This window comes from Sphingomonas faeni, from assembly GCF_040407495.1.
GTDB classification, from domain to species: domain Bacteria; phylum Pseudomonadota; class Alphaproteobacteria; order Sphingomonadales; family Sphingomonadaceae; genus Sphingomonas; species Sphingomonas faeni_D.
In genome coordinates this window covers 866,580-880,847 of the sequence record NZ_JAPZPP010000002.1, presented here as the reverse complement: position 1 = coordinate 880,847, position 14,268 = coordinate 866,580, and the positions used below count along the sequence as shown (strand labels likewise).

The 14,268-nt window shown below is 65.9% G+C and carries 14 protein-coding genes; 10 read left to right on the top strand and 4 right to left on the bottom strand.

Translation table 11 applies throughout. The features are described from left to right. Positions 1 to 13 precede the first annotated feature (13 nt). Positions 14 to 805, top strand: a complete 792-nt coding sequence (locus tag O6W96_RS09135) for a PhzF family phenazine biosynthesis protein (RefSeq protein WP_353469227.1) — start codon at positions 14 to 16, stop codon at positions 803 to 805. A gap of 155 nt (positions 806 to 960) precedes the next feature. On the opposite strand, the gene O6W96_RS09130 is transcribed toward O6W96_RS09135, so the two are convergent. Further along, positions 961 to 1,209: a UvrB/UvrC motif-containing protein gene (locus O6W96_RS09130; RefSeq protein ID WP_353469226.1), complete on the bottom strand. Its 249-nt coding sequence runs from the start codon at positions 1,207 to 1,209 to the stop codon at positions 961 to 963. Between the two features lie 14 nt (positions 1,210 to 1,223). Further along, the gene (gene mnmA, locus O6W96_RS09125; RefSeq protein WP_353469225.1) at positions 1,224 to 2,345 is read right to left on the bottom strand and encodes a tRNA 2-thiouridine(34) synthase MnmA; all 1,122 of its coding nucleotides are present in this window, start codon (positions 2,343 to 2,345) and stop codon (positions 1,224 to 1,226) included. Positions 2,346 to 2,540: 195 nt separating this feature from the next. Between mnmA and O6W96_RS09120 the strand changes: the two genes are divergently transcribed. The 3 genes from O6W96_RS09120 (at position 2,541) to O6W96_RS09110 (ending at position 3,522) form a co-directional block, all read left to right on the top strand. Then, a complete protein-coding gene (locus O6W96_RS09120; protein WP_353469224.1) occupies positions 2,541 to 2,768 on the top strand; it encodes a hypothetical protein in 228 nt (75 codons plus the stop codon). A 103-nt stretch (positions 2,769 to 2,871) separates the two neighbouring features. After that, on the top strand, positions 2,872 to 3,171 hold the full coding sequence (locus O6W96_RS09115) for a DUF1153 domain-containing protein (RefSeq protein ID WP_353469223.1): 300 nt from the start codon (positions 2,872 to 2,874) through the stop codon (positions 3,169 to 3,171). A gap of 93 nt (positions 3,172 to 3,264) precedes the next feature. After that, a complete protein-coding gene (locus O6W96_RS09110; RefSeq protein WP_055881539.1) occupies positions 3,265 to 3,522 on the top strand; it encodes a GlsB/YeaQ/YmgE family stress response membrane protein in 258 nt (85 codons plus the stop codon). A gap of 207 nt (positions 3,523 to 3,729) precedes the next feature. On the opposite strand, the gene O6W96_RS09105 is transcribed toward O6W96_RS09110, so the two are convergent. After that, positions 3,730 to 4,470 carry an SIMPL domain-containing protein gene (locus O6W96_RS09105; protein ID WP_353469222.1) on the bottom strand — a complete coding sequence of 247 codons (741 nt, stop codon included), beginning with the start codon at positions 4,468 to 4,470 and terminating at the stop codon, positions 3,730 to 3,732. 258 nt (positions 4,471 to 4,728) lie between these two features. Between O6W96_RS09105 and O6W96_RS09100 the strand changes: the two genes are divergently transcribed. From O6W96_RS09100 to O6W96_RS09090, 3 genes are all read left to right on the top strand, one after another. Next, entirely contained in the window at positions 4,729 to 5,907 is a 1,179-nt protein-coding gene (locus O6W96_RS09100; protein WP_353469221.1) for an efflux RND transporter periplasmic adaptor subunit, read from the top strand. A 4-nt stretch (positions 5,908 to 5,911) separates the two neighbouring features. Then, complete coding sequence (locus O6W96_RS09095; RefSeq protein ID WP_353469220.1) at positions 5,912 to 9,142, top strand: efflux RND transporter permease subunit; 3,231 nt, start codon at positions 5,912 to 5,914, stop codon at positions 9,140 to 9,142. Positions 9,143 to 9,229: 87 nt separating this feature from the next. Beyond that, complete coding sequence (locus O6W96_RS09090) at positions 9,230 to 10,498, top strand: DUF445 domain-containing protein (protein WP_353469219.1); 1,269 nt, start codon at positions 9,230 to 9,232, stop codon at positions 10,496 to 10,498. 15 nt (positions 10,499 to 10,513) lie between these two features. On the opposite strand, the gene O6W96_RS09085 is transcribed toward O6W96_RS09090, so the two are convergent. Next, positions 10,514 to 11,230 (bottom strand): HAD family hydrolase, encoded by a 717-nt coding sequence (locus O6W96_RS09085; RefSeq protein WP_353469218.1) that lies wholly within the window; start codon positions 11,228 to 11,230, stop codon positions 10,514 to 10,516. Positions 11,231 to 11,292: 62 nt separating this feature from the next. Here O6W96_RS09085 and O6W96_RS09080 point away from each other — a divergent pair, with 62 nt between their 5' ends. The 3 genes from O6W96_RS09080 to O6W96_RS09070 are packed head-to-tail and all read left to right on the top strand — an operon-like array spanning position 11,293 to position 14,260. Next, positions 11,293 to 12,402: an ABC transporter permease gene (locus O6W96_RS09080; protein ID WP_353469217.1), complete on the top strand. Its 1,110-nt coding sequence runs from the start codon at positions 11,293 to 11,295 to the stop codon at positions 12,400 to 12,402. Further along, positions 12,402 to 13,298, top strand: coding sequence for an ABC transporter ATP-binding protein (locus O6W96_RS09075; RefSeq protein ID WP_332754858.1), 897 nt, complete (start codon positions 12,402 to 12,404; stop codon positions 13,296 to 13,298). Before O6W96_RS09080 ends, O6W96_RS09075 begins: the two co-directional genes overlap by 1 nt. Beyond that, positions 13,298 to 14,260, top strand: a complete 963-nt coding sequence (locus tag O6W96_RS09070; protein ID WP_353469216.1) for an MlaD family protein — start codon at positions 13,298 to 13,300, stop codon at positions 14,258 to 14,260. The genes O6W96_RS09075 and O6W96_RS09070 overlap by 1 nt, the downstream gene beginning before the upstream one ends. The last annotated feature ends 8 nt before the right edge of the window (positions 14,261 to 14,268 follow it).

The following is a 14,268-nucleotide window of genomic DNA, read 5'->3' as shown; positions in this document are numbered from 1 at the left end:
TGAGGATTCAGCCATGAGAATACCGTTCGCGCAGATCGATGCGTTTTCCGACACGCCGTTCGGCGGCAACCAGGCGGCGGTGATGCCGCTGTCGGCATGGCTCGACGACGCCGTGCTGCTCAACATCGCGCAGGAGAACAACCTGAGCGAGACCGCGTTCATCGTCGCATCGGACGACGAGGGTATCGATTTCGACCTGCGCTGGTTCACGCCGGGGGCCGAGGTCGCCCTGTGCGGGCACGCGACGCTGGCGAGTGGGCATTTCGTGCTGTCGTCGGACACCGCGCTCGACCGGGTGCGGTTCCGGACGCGGCAGGCGGGCGTGCTCGAGGTCGCGCGGGCGGACAGCGGATATACGCTGGAGTTGCCGGCGTGGGGACCGAGCCGGAAGGCGATCCCGGAGATCGTCGCGGCACTGAACGTCGCCGAGCCGGTCGAGACGTTGTGGCACGAGAAGGGCTATGCGCTCGTGATCGTCGAGGACGAGGCCGTCGTGCGTGACTTGAAGCCGGACTTCGCGGCGCTGGCCAAGTTCCCGATCGTCGCGATCGTCGCGGCGCAGGGCGAGGCGACCGACATCGTCAGCCGCGTGTTCACGCCGTACTATGCGATCGACGAGGATCCGGTGACGGGTTCCGCGCATGCGGTGATGGTGCCGTATTGGGCGCCGACCTTGGGGAACAGCTTCACGGCGTATCAGGCGAGCGCGCGCGGCGGGAAGCTGACATGCCGTCTTGACGGCGACCGTGTGGTGCTCGGCGGATCGTGCGTGACGACGATCGAGGGCACGTTCCTGCTGCCCTGAGCCGCCGCCGCCTTATCGATCCTCCCCCGCCAGGGGGAGGTGGCTGGCGCTTGCCAGTCGGAGGGGGAGGAGACGGAACCGCAGGGATCGCTTACCTCCCCCTCCGTCGCCTTCGGCGCCACCCCCCCCTGGCGGGGGAGGATTGCGCGGGCGGCTTACCGCTTCCGCCCCTTGGTCATCGGATCGGGCTTCTTCGGTTTCACCCAGCCGGGCGGCGGCGTCATCCGTTGCTGGCTCGTCCCAAGCCCCATCGCGCCGGGCTGTTGCCGCGTCAGGCCCGCGGTGTCCGCAACGTCGCCGCCCCCGCGTAACACGCTGATCTGATCACGCAGGCGACCCGCGGTCTCGAAATCCATCGCGGCGGCGGCGGCTTCCATCTGGCGGCGCAGGGTTTCGATATCCATCCCGCCTCAACGCGTCAGGCGGCGACCAGTGCCGCTTCGGTGTCCGCGATCCAGCCACCGCCGAGCACGCGCTCGCCCGCATAGAGTACCGCCGCCTGACCGGGTGCGACGCCATATTCGGGTACATCGAACACCACGCGGTCGCCGACCAGACGGGCAGGGACGGGTTTCGCCATCGACCGCACCTTGGCGGTCAGCGGTCCGGTGAAGTCGCCGCCCAACCAGTTGATGTCGGTCATCCGTGCCGCCTCGACCGCGAGTGCGCGCCGGGGGCCGACGACGACCCGCTTCGTCGCGGGCTCGACACGGACGACGTAAAGCGGCTCGGGACTGCCGCCGATCTCCAGCCCGCGCCGCTGGCCGACGGTGAAATGGATCAGCCCGCGATGCTCGCCGAGCTTCGTGCCGCCTAGGTCGACGATATCGCCTGCCGTTTCCGCCGCCTCGGGGCGCAGCTTCTTAACGAGCCCGGCGTAATCGCCATCGGGCACGAAGCAGATATCCTGGCTGTCCGGCTTGGCCGCGACGCCGAGCCCGAGTTCGGCCGCGATCTCGCGCACCCGCGCCTTGGGTAGTCCACCCAAGGGGAAACGCAGATAGTCGAGCTGCGTCTGCGTGGTCGCGAACAGAAAATAGCTCTGGTCGCGCGCCGGATCGGCGCCGCGGTGGAGTTCGGCACCATGTACGCCCTCGACTCGCCGGACATAATGCCCGGTCGCCAGGCAATCCGCGCCGAGATCGCGCGCGAGCTTCAACAGGTCGGTGAACTTCGGCCCCATATTGCACTGGACGCACGGGATCGGCGTGCGTCCCGCCAGATATTCGTCGGCGAACTTGTCGACCACCTGCTCGCGAAAGCTCGTCTCGTGATCGAACACGTAATGCGCGATGCCCAGCCGGTCGCAAACCGCGCGCGCATCGCGGATATCGCGCCCCGCGCAGCACGAGCCCGCGCGGCCGACCGCCTCGCCGTGATCGTAGAGCTGCAACGTCACGCCGATCGTCTCGGCACCGGTAGCGTGCGCGAGCGCAGCGACCACCGAGCTGTCGACGCCGCCGGACATCGCCACGACGATGCGCTTTCCGGCCGCGCCTGCACCGGCAGGGGCCCCGAGCTGAAAATCGGTCTGATCCATGGTCACCACATAAGCGCGACGGCGTGTGGTTGCAAAAAGATGCACCGATTAACGTGGATCAGGACGAGCCGATGGAAAAACGCGACCAGCGATTGCAAAAAAGCGACAAGTTCACGAACTCTTTCGCCGAGTTTTACGGTCCCTTCACCCCCTCGCGCTACACCGGGCTTCCCAGACGTTGTCGCGAGTATCCCGTTGGACCTGAGTTTTCCCCGTTTCGATCGCGATGCCGAGGTCACCGTTCTACCGGGCGATCTCGCTGTCCTGATCGTCGGTATCGCCGCCCGGCAGGCAGCGAGCCCGACCGCGGCGGTGCAGGCCAGCTTCGCGCGGACGACGATCGATCCGAAACTGTTCGCGCCGCTTCACGGTGCGTTCAACGGCCCGATGGCAACGGCGTTAACCCGGTGGAAGGACGAATGAAGATGCGGTTTACCGTGGCGTTTCAGCCGATCTTCAAATCCTGCGACTATGTGTCGTGTGTGCGTATCGAGAGGGGGCCCCCCGCCCCGACCAGAGGTTTCAAATGATCGAGAACCAGAAAATCCGTCCCGGCAAGGTCATCGGGCCCTTGGGCGAGCAATTGACGCTGGATACGCTGCCGCCGCCCAGCACCACGCGGTGGGTGGTGCGACGCAAGGCCGAAGTGGTCGCGGCGGTGAACGGCGGGTTGCTCAGTGTCGACGATGTGTGCGCGCGCTATGGCCTGACCGTGGAGGAATTCGCCAGTTGGCAGCGTGCGATCGATCGGTCGGGCATGCCGGGGCTTCGCGTCACGCGCATCCAGCACTATAAGTCACTGTACGAGCGCCAGCAAAAGTTCTGAGGCTTAAAACTCAAAACGCGGGCGGAACAAAAAACGCCGCTCGCACGTCTTTCCGCCATCGCCCGGATACGGGTTCAACGGAGGGAAAATATCATGGGTCTCATTCTTTGGCTGATCATTGGCGGCGTCATCGGCTGGATCGCCAGCATGATCATGCGCACCGACGCGCAGCAGGGTATCTTCCTGAACATCGTCGTCGGCATCGTCGGCGCATTCATCGGCGGCCTGGTCCTGTCGGGTGGTTCGATCAACAACGCACCGCTGACGCTGACCTCGTTCCTCGTGTCGCTGCTGGGCGCGGTCGTCCTGCTCGCGATCGTGAACCTCGTGCGTCGCGGTAGCGTCCGCTAAGAGTTCGCTTCGTCACGCGAAGTAAAAGGGCCGCCTGGGCAACCGGGCGGCCCTTTTTCGTGCGTAATGATGTTTGCCGCATCTCCCTTGCGATCCTTCCCCGCCAGGGGGGGGTGACGGAAGGGGAAGGACACCGAACAGACGTTGCCTTTCCTCCCCCTCCGTCTGGCAAGCACCTCCCCCTCGCGAGGGAGGATCGTTACCTCGTCAGTTCAGCAGGAAGCGTACCGACAGCGTCACCGTCACGTCTTTTTCACCCGGCGCGATCTGCGTGCTGTCCTTCGCCATCGCGCCGCGCGCCATCATGAACATCGGCTGGACTGGACCACCAGCATCCTGGCCCGACTCCGCGATCGACACGATCCGCGAGACACGCAGGCCCGCTGCCCTGGCGTAGAGGTCCGCACGACGCTTGGCCTGCGCGATCGCGTCCGTCCTTGCCTCGTCGAGTGCTGCGTCGGGCTTGTCGATCGACAGGTTTGGTCCATCGATCTGGTTCGCACCCTGCGCCACCAAGGCGTCGAGAATGCTCCCCGATTTGGCAACGTCGCGGAAGCGGATCGAGACGGTGTTGGTCGCCTGGTACCCGGTGATCACCGGCGGCTGGTTGTCGGCATAGCGATATTGCGGCGACAGCTGGACGTTCGAGGTGGCTACGTCGCGCGGTGCGACGCCCGCCCGCTTGAGCGCGTCCAGGACCTTGGCCATCCGCTGCGCATTGTCGGTGAGCGCCGCTGCGGCAGTCGGCGATTGCGATACGACGCCCGCGCGAATCGTCGCAAGATCGGGCACGCGTGTCGTGCGGCCCTCCGCTGTTACGTCGAGCACGGTGCCCGCGGCCGGGACCATCGGCTCGACCGTCGTCGGCACGGTCTGCGCACTGGCCATGGTCCCCGGCAAGGCGACGGCGACGCCGGCTAGCGCGGTAAGCAACGATGCGATCTTCATGACTATGTCTCCCGTGTAACCCCGTGTGGCCCATATGGTCACGTGCGGCGATGCTTCGGCGTGTGGCGTCGCGTACGTCAACGCAAGCTGAACGTTGCCAAAGTCTTCGAACCGCATTGCGGATAGATCGAAATCGAAGCATGTCTTCGATCCGTGCGTGTCGGGGGGCTTGAGCACGGTGACTTATTCAGATAACACAGCGTGTGAATGGCGAAGCGGGTCGAGACAAGGCCGGTCGGAATTGGGATTGTGACGCGCATGAATTACGAGACGAAGATGGTCGGTGGCGAGAGCGACGAGCAGCTGGCGTTGCCGGACTATAGCGCACCCTCGCATCGCCGCCGCAACATGATCATCGCCGTGATCCTGATGCTGGCGATCGTAGCGGCGGTCTACGCGTTCAAGTCCGGCAAGAAGGACGTTGCCGCTGCCGCGCCGGGATCGCAGTTGCCGACGGTTTCCGTGGTCGTGCCGGGGCGTCAGTCGGTCGACCGGACGATCTCCGCGACGGGCACGCTGGCAGCGCGCCGCGAGATGCCGGTCGGTGTCGCGGGCGAGGGCGGGATGATCACACGCGTTCTGGTCGAACCCGGTACCTGGGTTGCCGCCGGGCAGGTGCTGGCAACGGTCGATCGCTCGGTGCAGGCCGAAACCGCGGCGTCGCTGGCAGCGTCGGTCAGCGTCGCACGCTCCGACGAGACGATCGCGCAGGCCGAACTCGATCGCGCCAAGCAACTCGTCGACCGCGGCTTCATCTCGAAGGCCGATCTGCAGCGCAAGGCGGCGACCCGCGATGCCGCCGCTGCTCGCGTCAAGGTGGCGCAGGCGACGCTTGGCGAAGCGCGGGCGCGCAACGGCCGGCTCGATATCCGCGCCCCCGCCGCCGGCCTGGTACTGACCCGCGGCGTCGAGGCCGGCCAGATCGTCGGTCCGTCGGCAGGCGTGCTGTTCCGGATGGCGATGGGCGGCCAGATGGAAATGCGCGCGCAGTTAAGCGAAGCCGATCTCACCGGGCTGCATGTCGGCGCGCGCGCGACCGTCGTGCCGGTCGGCACCACGCAGGGGTATCCCGGCGAAGTATGGCAGGTCTCGCCGGTTATCGATCCGCAGACCCGCCAGGGCATTGCGCGGATCGCGGTGAAATACGACCCCGGGCTCCGGCCGGGCGGGTTTGCCGCGGCAACCATCGTCGGTGGGGTGACTCAGGCACCGCTGCTTCCCGACTCCGCGCTGCAAAGCGACGAAAAGGGGAATTACGTCTACATCGTCGGACCGGGTAACAAGATCGCCAGGCGTAATGTGAAGATCGGCCAGGTCTCGGATGCGGGCGTGACGATCATCGGCGGGCTTGATGGCTCGGAGCGCGTCGTACAGTCCGCGGGCGGCTTCCTTGCTCCCGGACAGTCGGTCAAGCCGATCACGAAGAAGGCGAGCTAAGCCCATGAACTTCCGCAACATCTCGGCCTGGTCGATCCGTAATCCGGTTCCGCCGATCGTGCTCTTCCTGGCCCTGATGCTTGCGGGCATCGTCAGCTTCATGCGGATGGACGTCAACCGCGATCCCGACATCGACTTCCCGATCGCGATCGTCGTCGTCAACCAGCCAGGCGCGGCGCCGACCGAGATGGAGACACAGGTCACGCAGCGCGTCGAGGCGGCGGTACGCTCGCTCCAGGGCATCGACGAGATCAACTCGACCGTCACCGAAGGCAATTCGGAAACGGTGATCCAGCTTACCATCGGCACCCCGATCGACCGCGCGGTGAACGATGTCCGCGACGCGATCGCACAGATCCGCAGCGATCTGCCCGAGGGTATCCTGGAGCCGCAGGTCTACCGCGCGAACACCAGCGGCAACGACGTCGCCAGCTTCGCTGCGATCACCACCGACATGACCGTCGAACAGCTGTCCTGGTACATCGACGACACCGTCACCAAAGATCTGCTCTCAATTCCCGGCATGGCGACGATCAGCCGCAATGGCGGCGTCAGTCGTGAAATCCGCGTGATCCTCGATCCGCTGAAACTCCAGAGCCAGGGGCTCACCGCGAGCCAGGTCAATGCGCAGTTACGTCAGGTCAATCTGAACGCAGCGGGCGGCCGGGCCGAAATCGCCGGGTCGGAACAGTCGATCCGCGTGCTCGGCAATGCGCGTGACGCGAGCGATCTCGGTCAGACCCAGATCAACGTCGGCAACGGCCGTACCGTGCGCCTGGCGGACATCGCACAGGTCCGCGATCTCTACGCCGAGCAACGCAGCCGCGCGACCGTCGATGGGCGGCAGGCGATCACCTTCGATTTCCAGCGTGCCAAGGGCGCGTCGGACGTCACCGTCTATCACGCCGCGGTCGAGAAGCTGCGTGCCCTCGAAAAGCGCAATCCGTCGGTCAAGTTCGTCCAACGCTACACCAGCACCGACTATACCGAAGCGCAGTATGAAAGCGCGATCCACGCGATGATCGAGGGCGCGATCCTCGCGGTCATCGTCGTCTTTATCTTCCTGCGCGATTGGCGCGCGACCGCGATCTCCGCGTTAGCGATCCCGCTGTCGGCGATCCCCGCCTTCTGGTTCATGGACCTGCTCGGCTTCGACCTGAACGGGATGACGCTGCTCGCGCTCAGCCTGGTCGCGGGTGTGCTGGTCGATGACGCGATCGTCGAGATTGAGAACATCGTCCGGCATATGCGGATGGGCAAATCCGCCTATCAGGCGTCGATCGACGCCGCCGACGAGATCGGTCTCGCGGTGCTGGCGACGACGATGGCGATCGTCGCGGTGTTCCTGCCGGTCGCGTTGATGCCGGGTATCGCGGGTCAGTTCTTCAAGAATTTCGGTCTGACGGTGGTCGCCGCCGTGCTGATGAGCCTCGCGGTCGCGCGGCTCGTGACGCCGATGATCGCAGCGTATTTCCTCAAATCGTTCGGCCATGCCAGCCACGGCGAGGGCAAGGTCATGGACTGGTACGTCCGCACGCTCCACTGGACGCTCGATAGCCGCAAGGCCGCGGCTTGGCGTGCGCGCGGCGGTATCCGCAAGCTGTTCAACCGCGTTATGGATCACCGGATGTGGGCGATCGGCGCAGGCGTGCTCGCCTTCGCGCTGACGCTGTTCATGTTCACCGTCATCCCGTCGCAGTTCCAGCCGACCCGCGACGAGGACGATTCGACCGCGCAGATCGAGATGGTGCCCGGCACCACGCTCGCGCAGACCGATACGGTGGTCGCGCGTGTCGGCGAGATTCTCCGCCAGCAGCCGGAAGTCGCAACGGTCTACGCACGCACCCGGGTCGGCAGCGGCACCGTGACCGCGAACCTGCGCGCGGACCGCAAGGAAAAGTCGGTCGACTTCGAACGTCGATTGGCGCCGCAACTGACCGCGATTCCCGATGCCCGCGTGTCGTTCCGGTCGCAATCGGGCTGGGGCAGCAGCGGCCGCGACGTCACCGTCGTGCTCGGCGGCAGCGATCCCGCCAAGCTGCAACAGGCGGCGGACAAGATCGTCGGCGAGATGGGCTCGCTGAAATCGCTGACCGCGCCCCGCGTCTCGGGCGGTATGCAGCGTCCAGAGATCGTCATTCGTCCCCGCTTTGACCTCGCGGCCAATCTGGGCGTGACGACGCAGGCGCTGTCGTCGGCGATCCGGATCGCGACGCTTGGCGATATCGACCAGAACTCGGCGCGCTTCTCGCTCTCCGATCGTCAGATTCCGATCCGCGTCGCGCTAGACCAGTCAGCCCGCACCAGCCTGTCGACGATCCAGAACCTGCCCGTCGCGACCGCGTCGGGTGGCTCGGTACCGCTCAACCTCGTCGCGGATATCGGGCTCGGCTCGGGCCCGACCAAGATCGACCGCGTCAACCAGCAGCGCCAGATCACGCTCGGTGCCGATCTCGCGCCCGGTGTCGTGATCTCCGACGCGATGAAGCAGGTCCACGCGCTGTCCTCGATGAAGAACCTGCCGGTCGGCGTCAGCGAACTCACGCTCGGCCAGAGCAAGTGGCAGGCCGAGATGATCACCAACTTCATCACCGCGGTGATCGCGGGCACCTTCCTCGTGTTCGCGGTGCTGGTGCTGCTGTACCGCCGCGTCCTGCCGCCGTTCGTCAACATGGGATCGCTGCTGCTCGCGCCGCTCGGCGGACTGCTCGCGCTCTGGGCGACCGGGCAGCCGCTGTCGCTGCCGGTGTATATCGGCCTGCTGATGCTGCTCGGCATCGTCGCCAAGAACTCGATCCTGCTGATCGACTTCGCGCTCGACGAGATGAGCAAGGGCGTCGATGCGTTCACCGCGATCATCGATGCCGGGCACAAGCGTGCGCAGCCAATCGTGATGACCACCGTCGCAATGGTCGCCGGCATGGTGCCGACCGCAATGTCGCTCAGCGGCGATTCGTCGTCGCGCGCGCCGATGGGCACGGTCGTGATCGGTGGGCTCGCGCTGTCGACCTTGCTGACGCTGCTGATCATTCCCGCGGCGTTCAGCCTCGCGGTCGGGATCGAGCGCTATGTCGGACCGCGGCTCGGTCGTCGCCTGCTCACCTATCGTCCGGGTGACAATGGGGACGAGGTGATCGGGATCGCCGGGCCCAATCCGGGACCACTGCTCGGGCCGGCGAGCGGCAAGCTCGGTCACGGTCGCGAACAGGGTGACGGCACGCAACCCGCCGAGTGACAGACCTACGGTACCCCCCTCTGCACCCGGGCACCCGAACCGCCGCAGCAGCGTGAACATTCGGGGCGCCCGGGGATTGTTACGGGCATGACGCTACTACCCCGCAAGCGCCCGGCCGGCGAAGCACCCCCACCGGCGCTCGTCCGCATGCGGATCGTCGCCACCGGCCTGCTCGTCCTCATGGCCGCGACGTTCTTCGTCAGCCGCGCGCTCGTCCCCGTCCACCCCGCCTTCGCCTTCCTCCGTGCGTTCGCCGAAGCGGCGATGGTCGGTGGTCTGGCGGATTGGTTCGCAGTTACCGCGCTCTTCCGCCATCCACTCGGGCTGCCGATCCCCCACACCGCGATCGTACCGCGCAACAAGGACCGGATCGGAGATACGCTCGCACAGTTCCTCCGAGCGAATTTCCTGATTCCGGTCGTCATCGCGCGGCGCACTCGCCGGCTCGACGTGGCGGGAGCGATCGCCCGCTGGCTGACCGATCCGCCGGAAGGGGCAGGGGGCCGCTTTCGGCAGGGCGCGTCGAAGCTGGTTGCGCAAGTCCTCGAAGGTCTGGATCCAGCGCGGCTCGGCGGGATGGTCAAGGCCGGGATCGGTGCGCGACTGCGCGCCACCGAAATCTCGCCGATCCTTGGCCAGTTGCTGAAGGCCGCGATCGCCGAGCGCCGCCACGCGCCGCTGCTCGAAAGCGCGATCCGCTGGGCGGCGAAGACGCTGGCGGCGAACGACCACCTCGTTCGTGCCATGGTCCATGACAAGGCCGGCTCGATCCTGCGCTGGACCGGTCTCGACACGACCGTCGCGGACAAGCTCATCAGCGGATTCGACAAGCTGCTCGTCGAGATGGCCGAGGACCCCGAGCATCCGCTGCGGCTGAAGGCGGAAGAGGGCCTCGATCGCTTAGCCTGGGATCTTCAATACGACCGCCGCATGCGGGAGCGGGTCGAGACCATGAAGAACGACCTGCTCGACAACCCCGCCATGCAGCGCTGGCTCGACGGACTGTGGGAGCAGGCTCGCGGCGCTCTCCTCGCGATCGCCCGCGATCCTGAGCGTGCAATGGCTGGCAAGCTTGGCGAGGTCCTCCGCCAGCTCGGCGAGACACTGCAGCACGACCCGCGCATGTCGCGCACGATCAACCGTTTCGTGCGTCGTGCAGCAGTCGGCGCGGCGGCGGATTATGGCGACGGCATCGTCAAATTGGTGTCCGACACGGTGCGCAGTTGGGACGCGAACACCATCACCAGCCGCCTGGAAAACGCGGTTGGCCGCGACTTGCAGTATATCCGGGTGAACGGGACGATCGTCGGCGGGCTGGTCGGGCTGGTGATCCACAGCGTCGATGTGTTGCTGTAGGACCGCGAGTACCCGCTACCGTTCCCAGTCCGGCATAGGCCACCCCTTTGCTGTCGCCAGCAACCGCAACGGGCCATGCGCATTCACCGCGAACGGTTCGTCCGCCCACTCGAACGTCGGCGCGTCGGACACATGGTCCGAATAGAACCGCACATGGGCGTTCTCGCGCGCGATGCCTTCGCGAGCCATCCACGCTTCGATCATCCGCAGTTTGGCGGGGCCATAGCAATTCTCGCCGTCGATCCCCGCCAGCAGATTGCCGCTCGCATCGCGCAGGCTCTCCGTGCCGATCACGGCGTCGAAACCGAGCCGTTCGGCTATCGCCTCGACATAGAACCGGTACGACGCGGTCGCCATTACCAGCTTGTAGCCGTTAGCCCGGTCCACCTCGATTCGCGCGCGTGCACTCGCGAACACGCCGTCGCGTACGACACGGTCGGCGAAAGCCTCGGCGCTGCGGCGTTCCTGCGCGGGCGACATGCGCTTGCCGAGCATCATTCGCTGCATCAGATACTTCAACCGACCCCTGCTGATCACCCGCCCGACATAGCCTAGCGCCGCCACCCCCGCGAACGGGACGAGCGCCAGCCGCCACGGCGCACCGCTTTTTCGCGCGGTGTGAAGCAGGAACGGCGTCCAGGTCGGCATGTGCGTGATCGTCTTGTCCATGTCGTAGATCGCGAGACGGACGGTTGGGCGGGCAGGGGGCTGGGCAGGAAGCAATTCGGTCATCGTCGCGACTTACGCCGCATTCGTCTTGCCGATCCAGTCACTTTGCCGCAAAGGTGCCGCCGATGAGCGCGATGGCCGATTTCCAGCAGGACAGTGCCGATACCGGCACGCTTCGCTTTACCGGCGATCTGTCGCTTGCGAAGATCGGCAATCTGCCCGATCGGCTCGAGGCGATCGACGCAGCTTCGGTGAAGCATGTTGACCTCAGCGGGGTCGACCGGATCGACACGATCGGCGCCTGGGTCGTCCACCGTTTCGCTGCGCGCAACGATGCGACAATCGACGGGCTCGATGCCAACGACCAGGCACTGTTCGATCAGGTCGTCGCGTCGGATCAGCCGCTCGCCGCCAGGCCCGCCAAGGTCAACGCGGCCAGTCGCGTGCTTGGCGAGATCGGCGATGCGATCGTCCTGTCGGGCAAGACCATGCTCGGCCTGCTCGGGTTTCTTGGCGCGACGACGATCGCGTTCGGCAGCGTCATCCGCCACCCGCGCCGTTTCCGTTTCAACGCGGTCGTTCAGCGCTTCGAAGTGGTCGGCGTCGCCGCACTTGGCATCGTCGGGCTGATGAGCTTCCTGATCGGCATGGTCATCGCGCAGCAGGGCGCGGTCCAGCTGCGCCAGTTTGGCGCCGAAGTCTTCACGATCAACCTCGTCGGCCGCCTGACGATCCGCGAGCTCGGCTTGCTGATGACCGCGATCATGGTCGCGGGCCGCTCGGGTTCGGCGTTTGCCGCACAGCTTGGCACGATGAAGCTCACCGAAGAGATCGACGCGATGCGGACGATCGGCGTGTCGCCGATGGAGGCGCTGGTGCTGCCCCGCGTGCTTGCCGCGATCGTAATGATGCCGCTGCTAGGCTTCTACGCCTCAGTGATCGCGATCATCGGCGGCGGTCTGCTTTGCTGGGTGCAGCTCGGCATCCCGCCGGTCACCTTCATCGCGCGCATCCGCGAAGTCGTGCCGATCACCGATCTGTACATCTCCCTGATCAAGGCGCCGGTGTTCGGCGCGATCATCGCGATCGCTGGCTGTTTCCAGGGCATGCAGGTCGAATCGGACGCCGAACAGGTCGGCCTGCGCACCACCTCCGCGGTGGTCCAGGGCATCTTCCTGGTGATCGTGCTCGATGCGTTCTTCGCGGTGTTCTTCACGTGGTTGGGTTGGGACTGATGCCCCGCAAGCAAGACGATATCATCATCTCCGTAAAGGGGCTGAAGAACGCGTTCGGCGATTCCGTGGTGCATGAAGGGCTCGACCTCGACGTGCGGCGCGGCGAGATCCTCGGCGTGGTCGGCGGCTCGGGTACCGGCAAGTCGGTGCTGATGCGCTCGATCATCGGCCTCCAGACCCCGGTCGCGGGCGAGGTCACGGTGTTCGGCGAGCCCAATATCGGCCGCGAGGAAACCGAGGCGACTGAGATCCGCAAGCGCTGGGGCGTGTTGTTCCAGGGCGGTGCGTTGTTCTCGACGCTGACCGTCGCCGAGAATGTCGAAGTGCCGTTGCGCGAATTCTATCCCGACCTGTCGCCGGCGCTGCTCGCGGAAATCGCGTCGTACAAGGTCGTGATGACCGGCTTGCCTGCCGACGCCGCGAACAAATTTCCCGCCGAGCTGTCGGGTGGCATGAAGAAGCGTGCAGGTCTCGCCCGCGCGCTCGCGCTCGATCCCGAACTACTGTTCCTCGACGAGCCGACCGCGGGTCTCGATCCGATCGGTGCGGCTGCGTTCGACGGGCTGACCCAGTCGTTGCAGAAGACGCTCGGGCTGACAGTGTTCCTGATCACGCACGATCTGGATACGCTGTATGCTATTTGCGACCGGGTCGCGGTGCTGGCCGACAAGAAGGTCATCGCGGTCGGCACGATCGACGAGCTGATCGCGCTCGACCATCCGTGGATCGAGGAATATTTCAAGGGGCCCCGCGGCCGTGCCGCGGTCGCGACGCAGGAAGCGCACGAGCGCGCCGACGAGCAAGCAGCCCAACACCCTACTGAAGTCCAGTCCAAGCAGTCCGCGCCGGACGACGCCGACGCGACATACGCCGAGAAAGAAGCAAGGACGCGCTGATGGAAACCCGTTCGAACCACGTCCTAGTCGGCGCCGTCGTGCTGATCCTGCTGGCCCTGCTGGCGCTGTTCACGGTGTGGATCGCGCGGCTGGGCGGCAAGGAAGAGAAGGAATACGACATCTTCTTCCGCCAGTCGGTCGACGGGCTCGCGCGCGGCTCTGCCGTGACGTTCTCGGGCGTGCCGTCGGGTCAGGTGAAGACGATTTCGCTGTGGAAGAACGATCCGCAGTTCGTCCGCGTCCGGATCAGCGTCAACGACGAGACTCCGGTGCTGCAGGGCACCACTGCATCGATCTCGGGCGTCGGCTTTACCGGTGTCAGCCAGGTGTCGCTCGACGGCGCCCGCAAGGGTGCGCCGCCGGTCGCGTGCCCTGACGTCAACGGCCAGCCTTGTCCGTACGGCGTCCCGGTCATCCCGACCAAGCAGGGTGGCCTCGGCGCGATCCTGAACTCGGCACCGCAGTTGCTCGAGCGCCTGTCGACGCTGACCGAGCGTCTTACGGGCTTGCTGACCGACCGAAATCAGGCATCGATCGCAGGTATCCTCGAGAACACCAACCGGTTGACCGATGCGCTCGCCGATCGTGGGCCTGAGATCGCCGCGACGCTCGCGCAGACTCGCGTTGCGATCCAGCAGGCGGGCGATGCCGCGCAGCAGTTCGGCGTGCTGGCCAAGACCACCAACGGCGTCCTGTCCGAGGACGTGAAGCCGGCGATGGCGAACCTGAACAAGGCGATCACCTCCGCGCAGCAGAGCGCGGAGACGTTGAACGCTGCGATCGGCGACGCACGACCAGGCTTGCAGGCGTTTTCGAAGACGACGATCCCCGAGGCCAATCGTCTGGTCCACGACCTGCGGACGACGGCCGCGGCACTGTCGTCGGTCGCCGAGAAGGTCGACCAGCAGGGTGCGAGTTCGCTGATCGGGCAGCAGAAGCTCCCGGATTACAAGGGTAAGTGAGGCACGCC

Excerpts from the sequence above, each read along its gene's own strand:
- O6W96_RS09135 (WP_353469227.1), top strand. The coding sequence starts at position 14 with ATGAGAATACCGTTCGCGCAGATCGATGCGTTTTCCGACACGCCGTTC.
- O6W96_RS09130 (WP_353469226.1), bottom strand. The coding sequence starts at position 1,209 with ATGGATATCGAAACCCTGCGCCGCCAGATGGAAGCCGCCGCCGCCGCG.
- mnmA (WP_353469225.1), bottom strand. The coding sequence starts at position 2,345 with ATGGATCAGACCGATTTTCAGCTCGGGGCCCCTGCCGGTGCAGGCGCG.
- O6W96_RS09115 (WP_353469223.1), top strand. The coding sequence starts at position 2,872 with ATGATCGAGAACCAGAAAATCCGTCCCGGCAAGGTCATCGGGCCCTTG.
- O6W96_RS09110 (WP_055881539.1), top strand. The coding sequence starts at position 3,265 with ATGGGTCTCATTCTTTGGCTGATCATTGGCGGCGTCATCGGCTGGATC.
- O6W96_RS09105 (WP_353469222.1), bottom strand. The coding sequence starts at position 4,470 with ATGAAGATCGCATCGTTGCTTACCGCGCTAGCCGGCGTCGCCGTCGCC.
- O6W96_RS09100 (WP_353469221.1), top strand. The coding sequence starts at position 4,729 with ATGAATTACGAGACGAAGATGGTCGGTGGCGAGAGCGACGAGCAGCTG.
- O6W96_RS09095 (WP_353469220.1), top strand. The coding sequence starts at position 5,912 with ATGAACTTCCGCAACATCTCGGCCTGGTCGATCCGTAATCCGGTTCCG.
- O6W96_RS09090 (WP_353469219.1), top strand. The coding sequence starts at position 9,230 with ATGACGCTACTACCCCGCAAGCGCCCGGCCGGCGAAGCACCCCCACCG.
- O6W96_RS09085 (WP_353469218.1), bottom strand. The coding sequence starts at position 11,230 with ATGACCGAATTGCTTCCTGCCCAGCCCCCTGCCCGCCCAACCGTCCGT.
- O6W96_RS09080 (WP_353469217.1), top strand. The coding sequence starts at position 11,293 with ATGAGCGCGATGGCCGATTTCCAGCAGGACAGTGCCGATACCGGCACG.
- O6W96_RS09075 (WP_332754858.1), top strand. The coding sequence starts at position 12,402 with ATGCCCCGCAAGCAAGACGATATCATCATCTCCGTAAAGGGGCTGAAG.
- O6W96_RS09070 (WP_353469216.1), top strand. The coding sequence starts at position 13,298 with ATGGAAACCCGTTCGAACCACGTCCTAGTCGGCGCCGTCGTGCTGATC.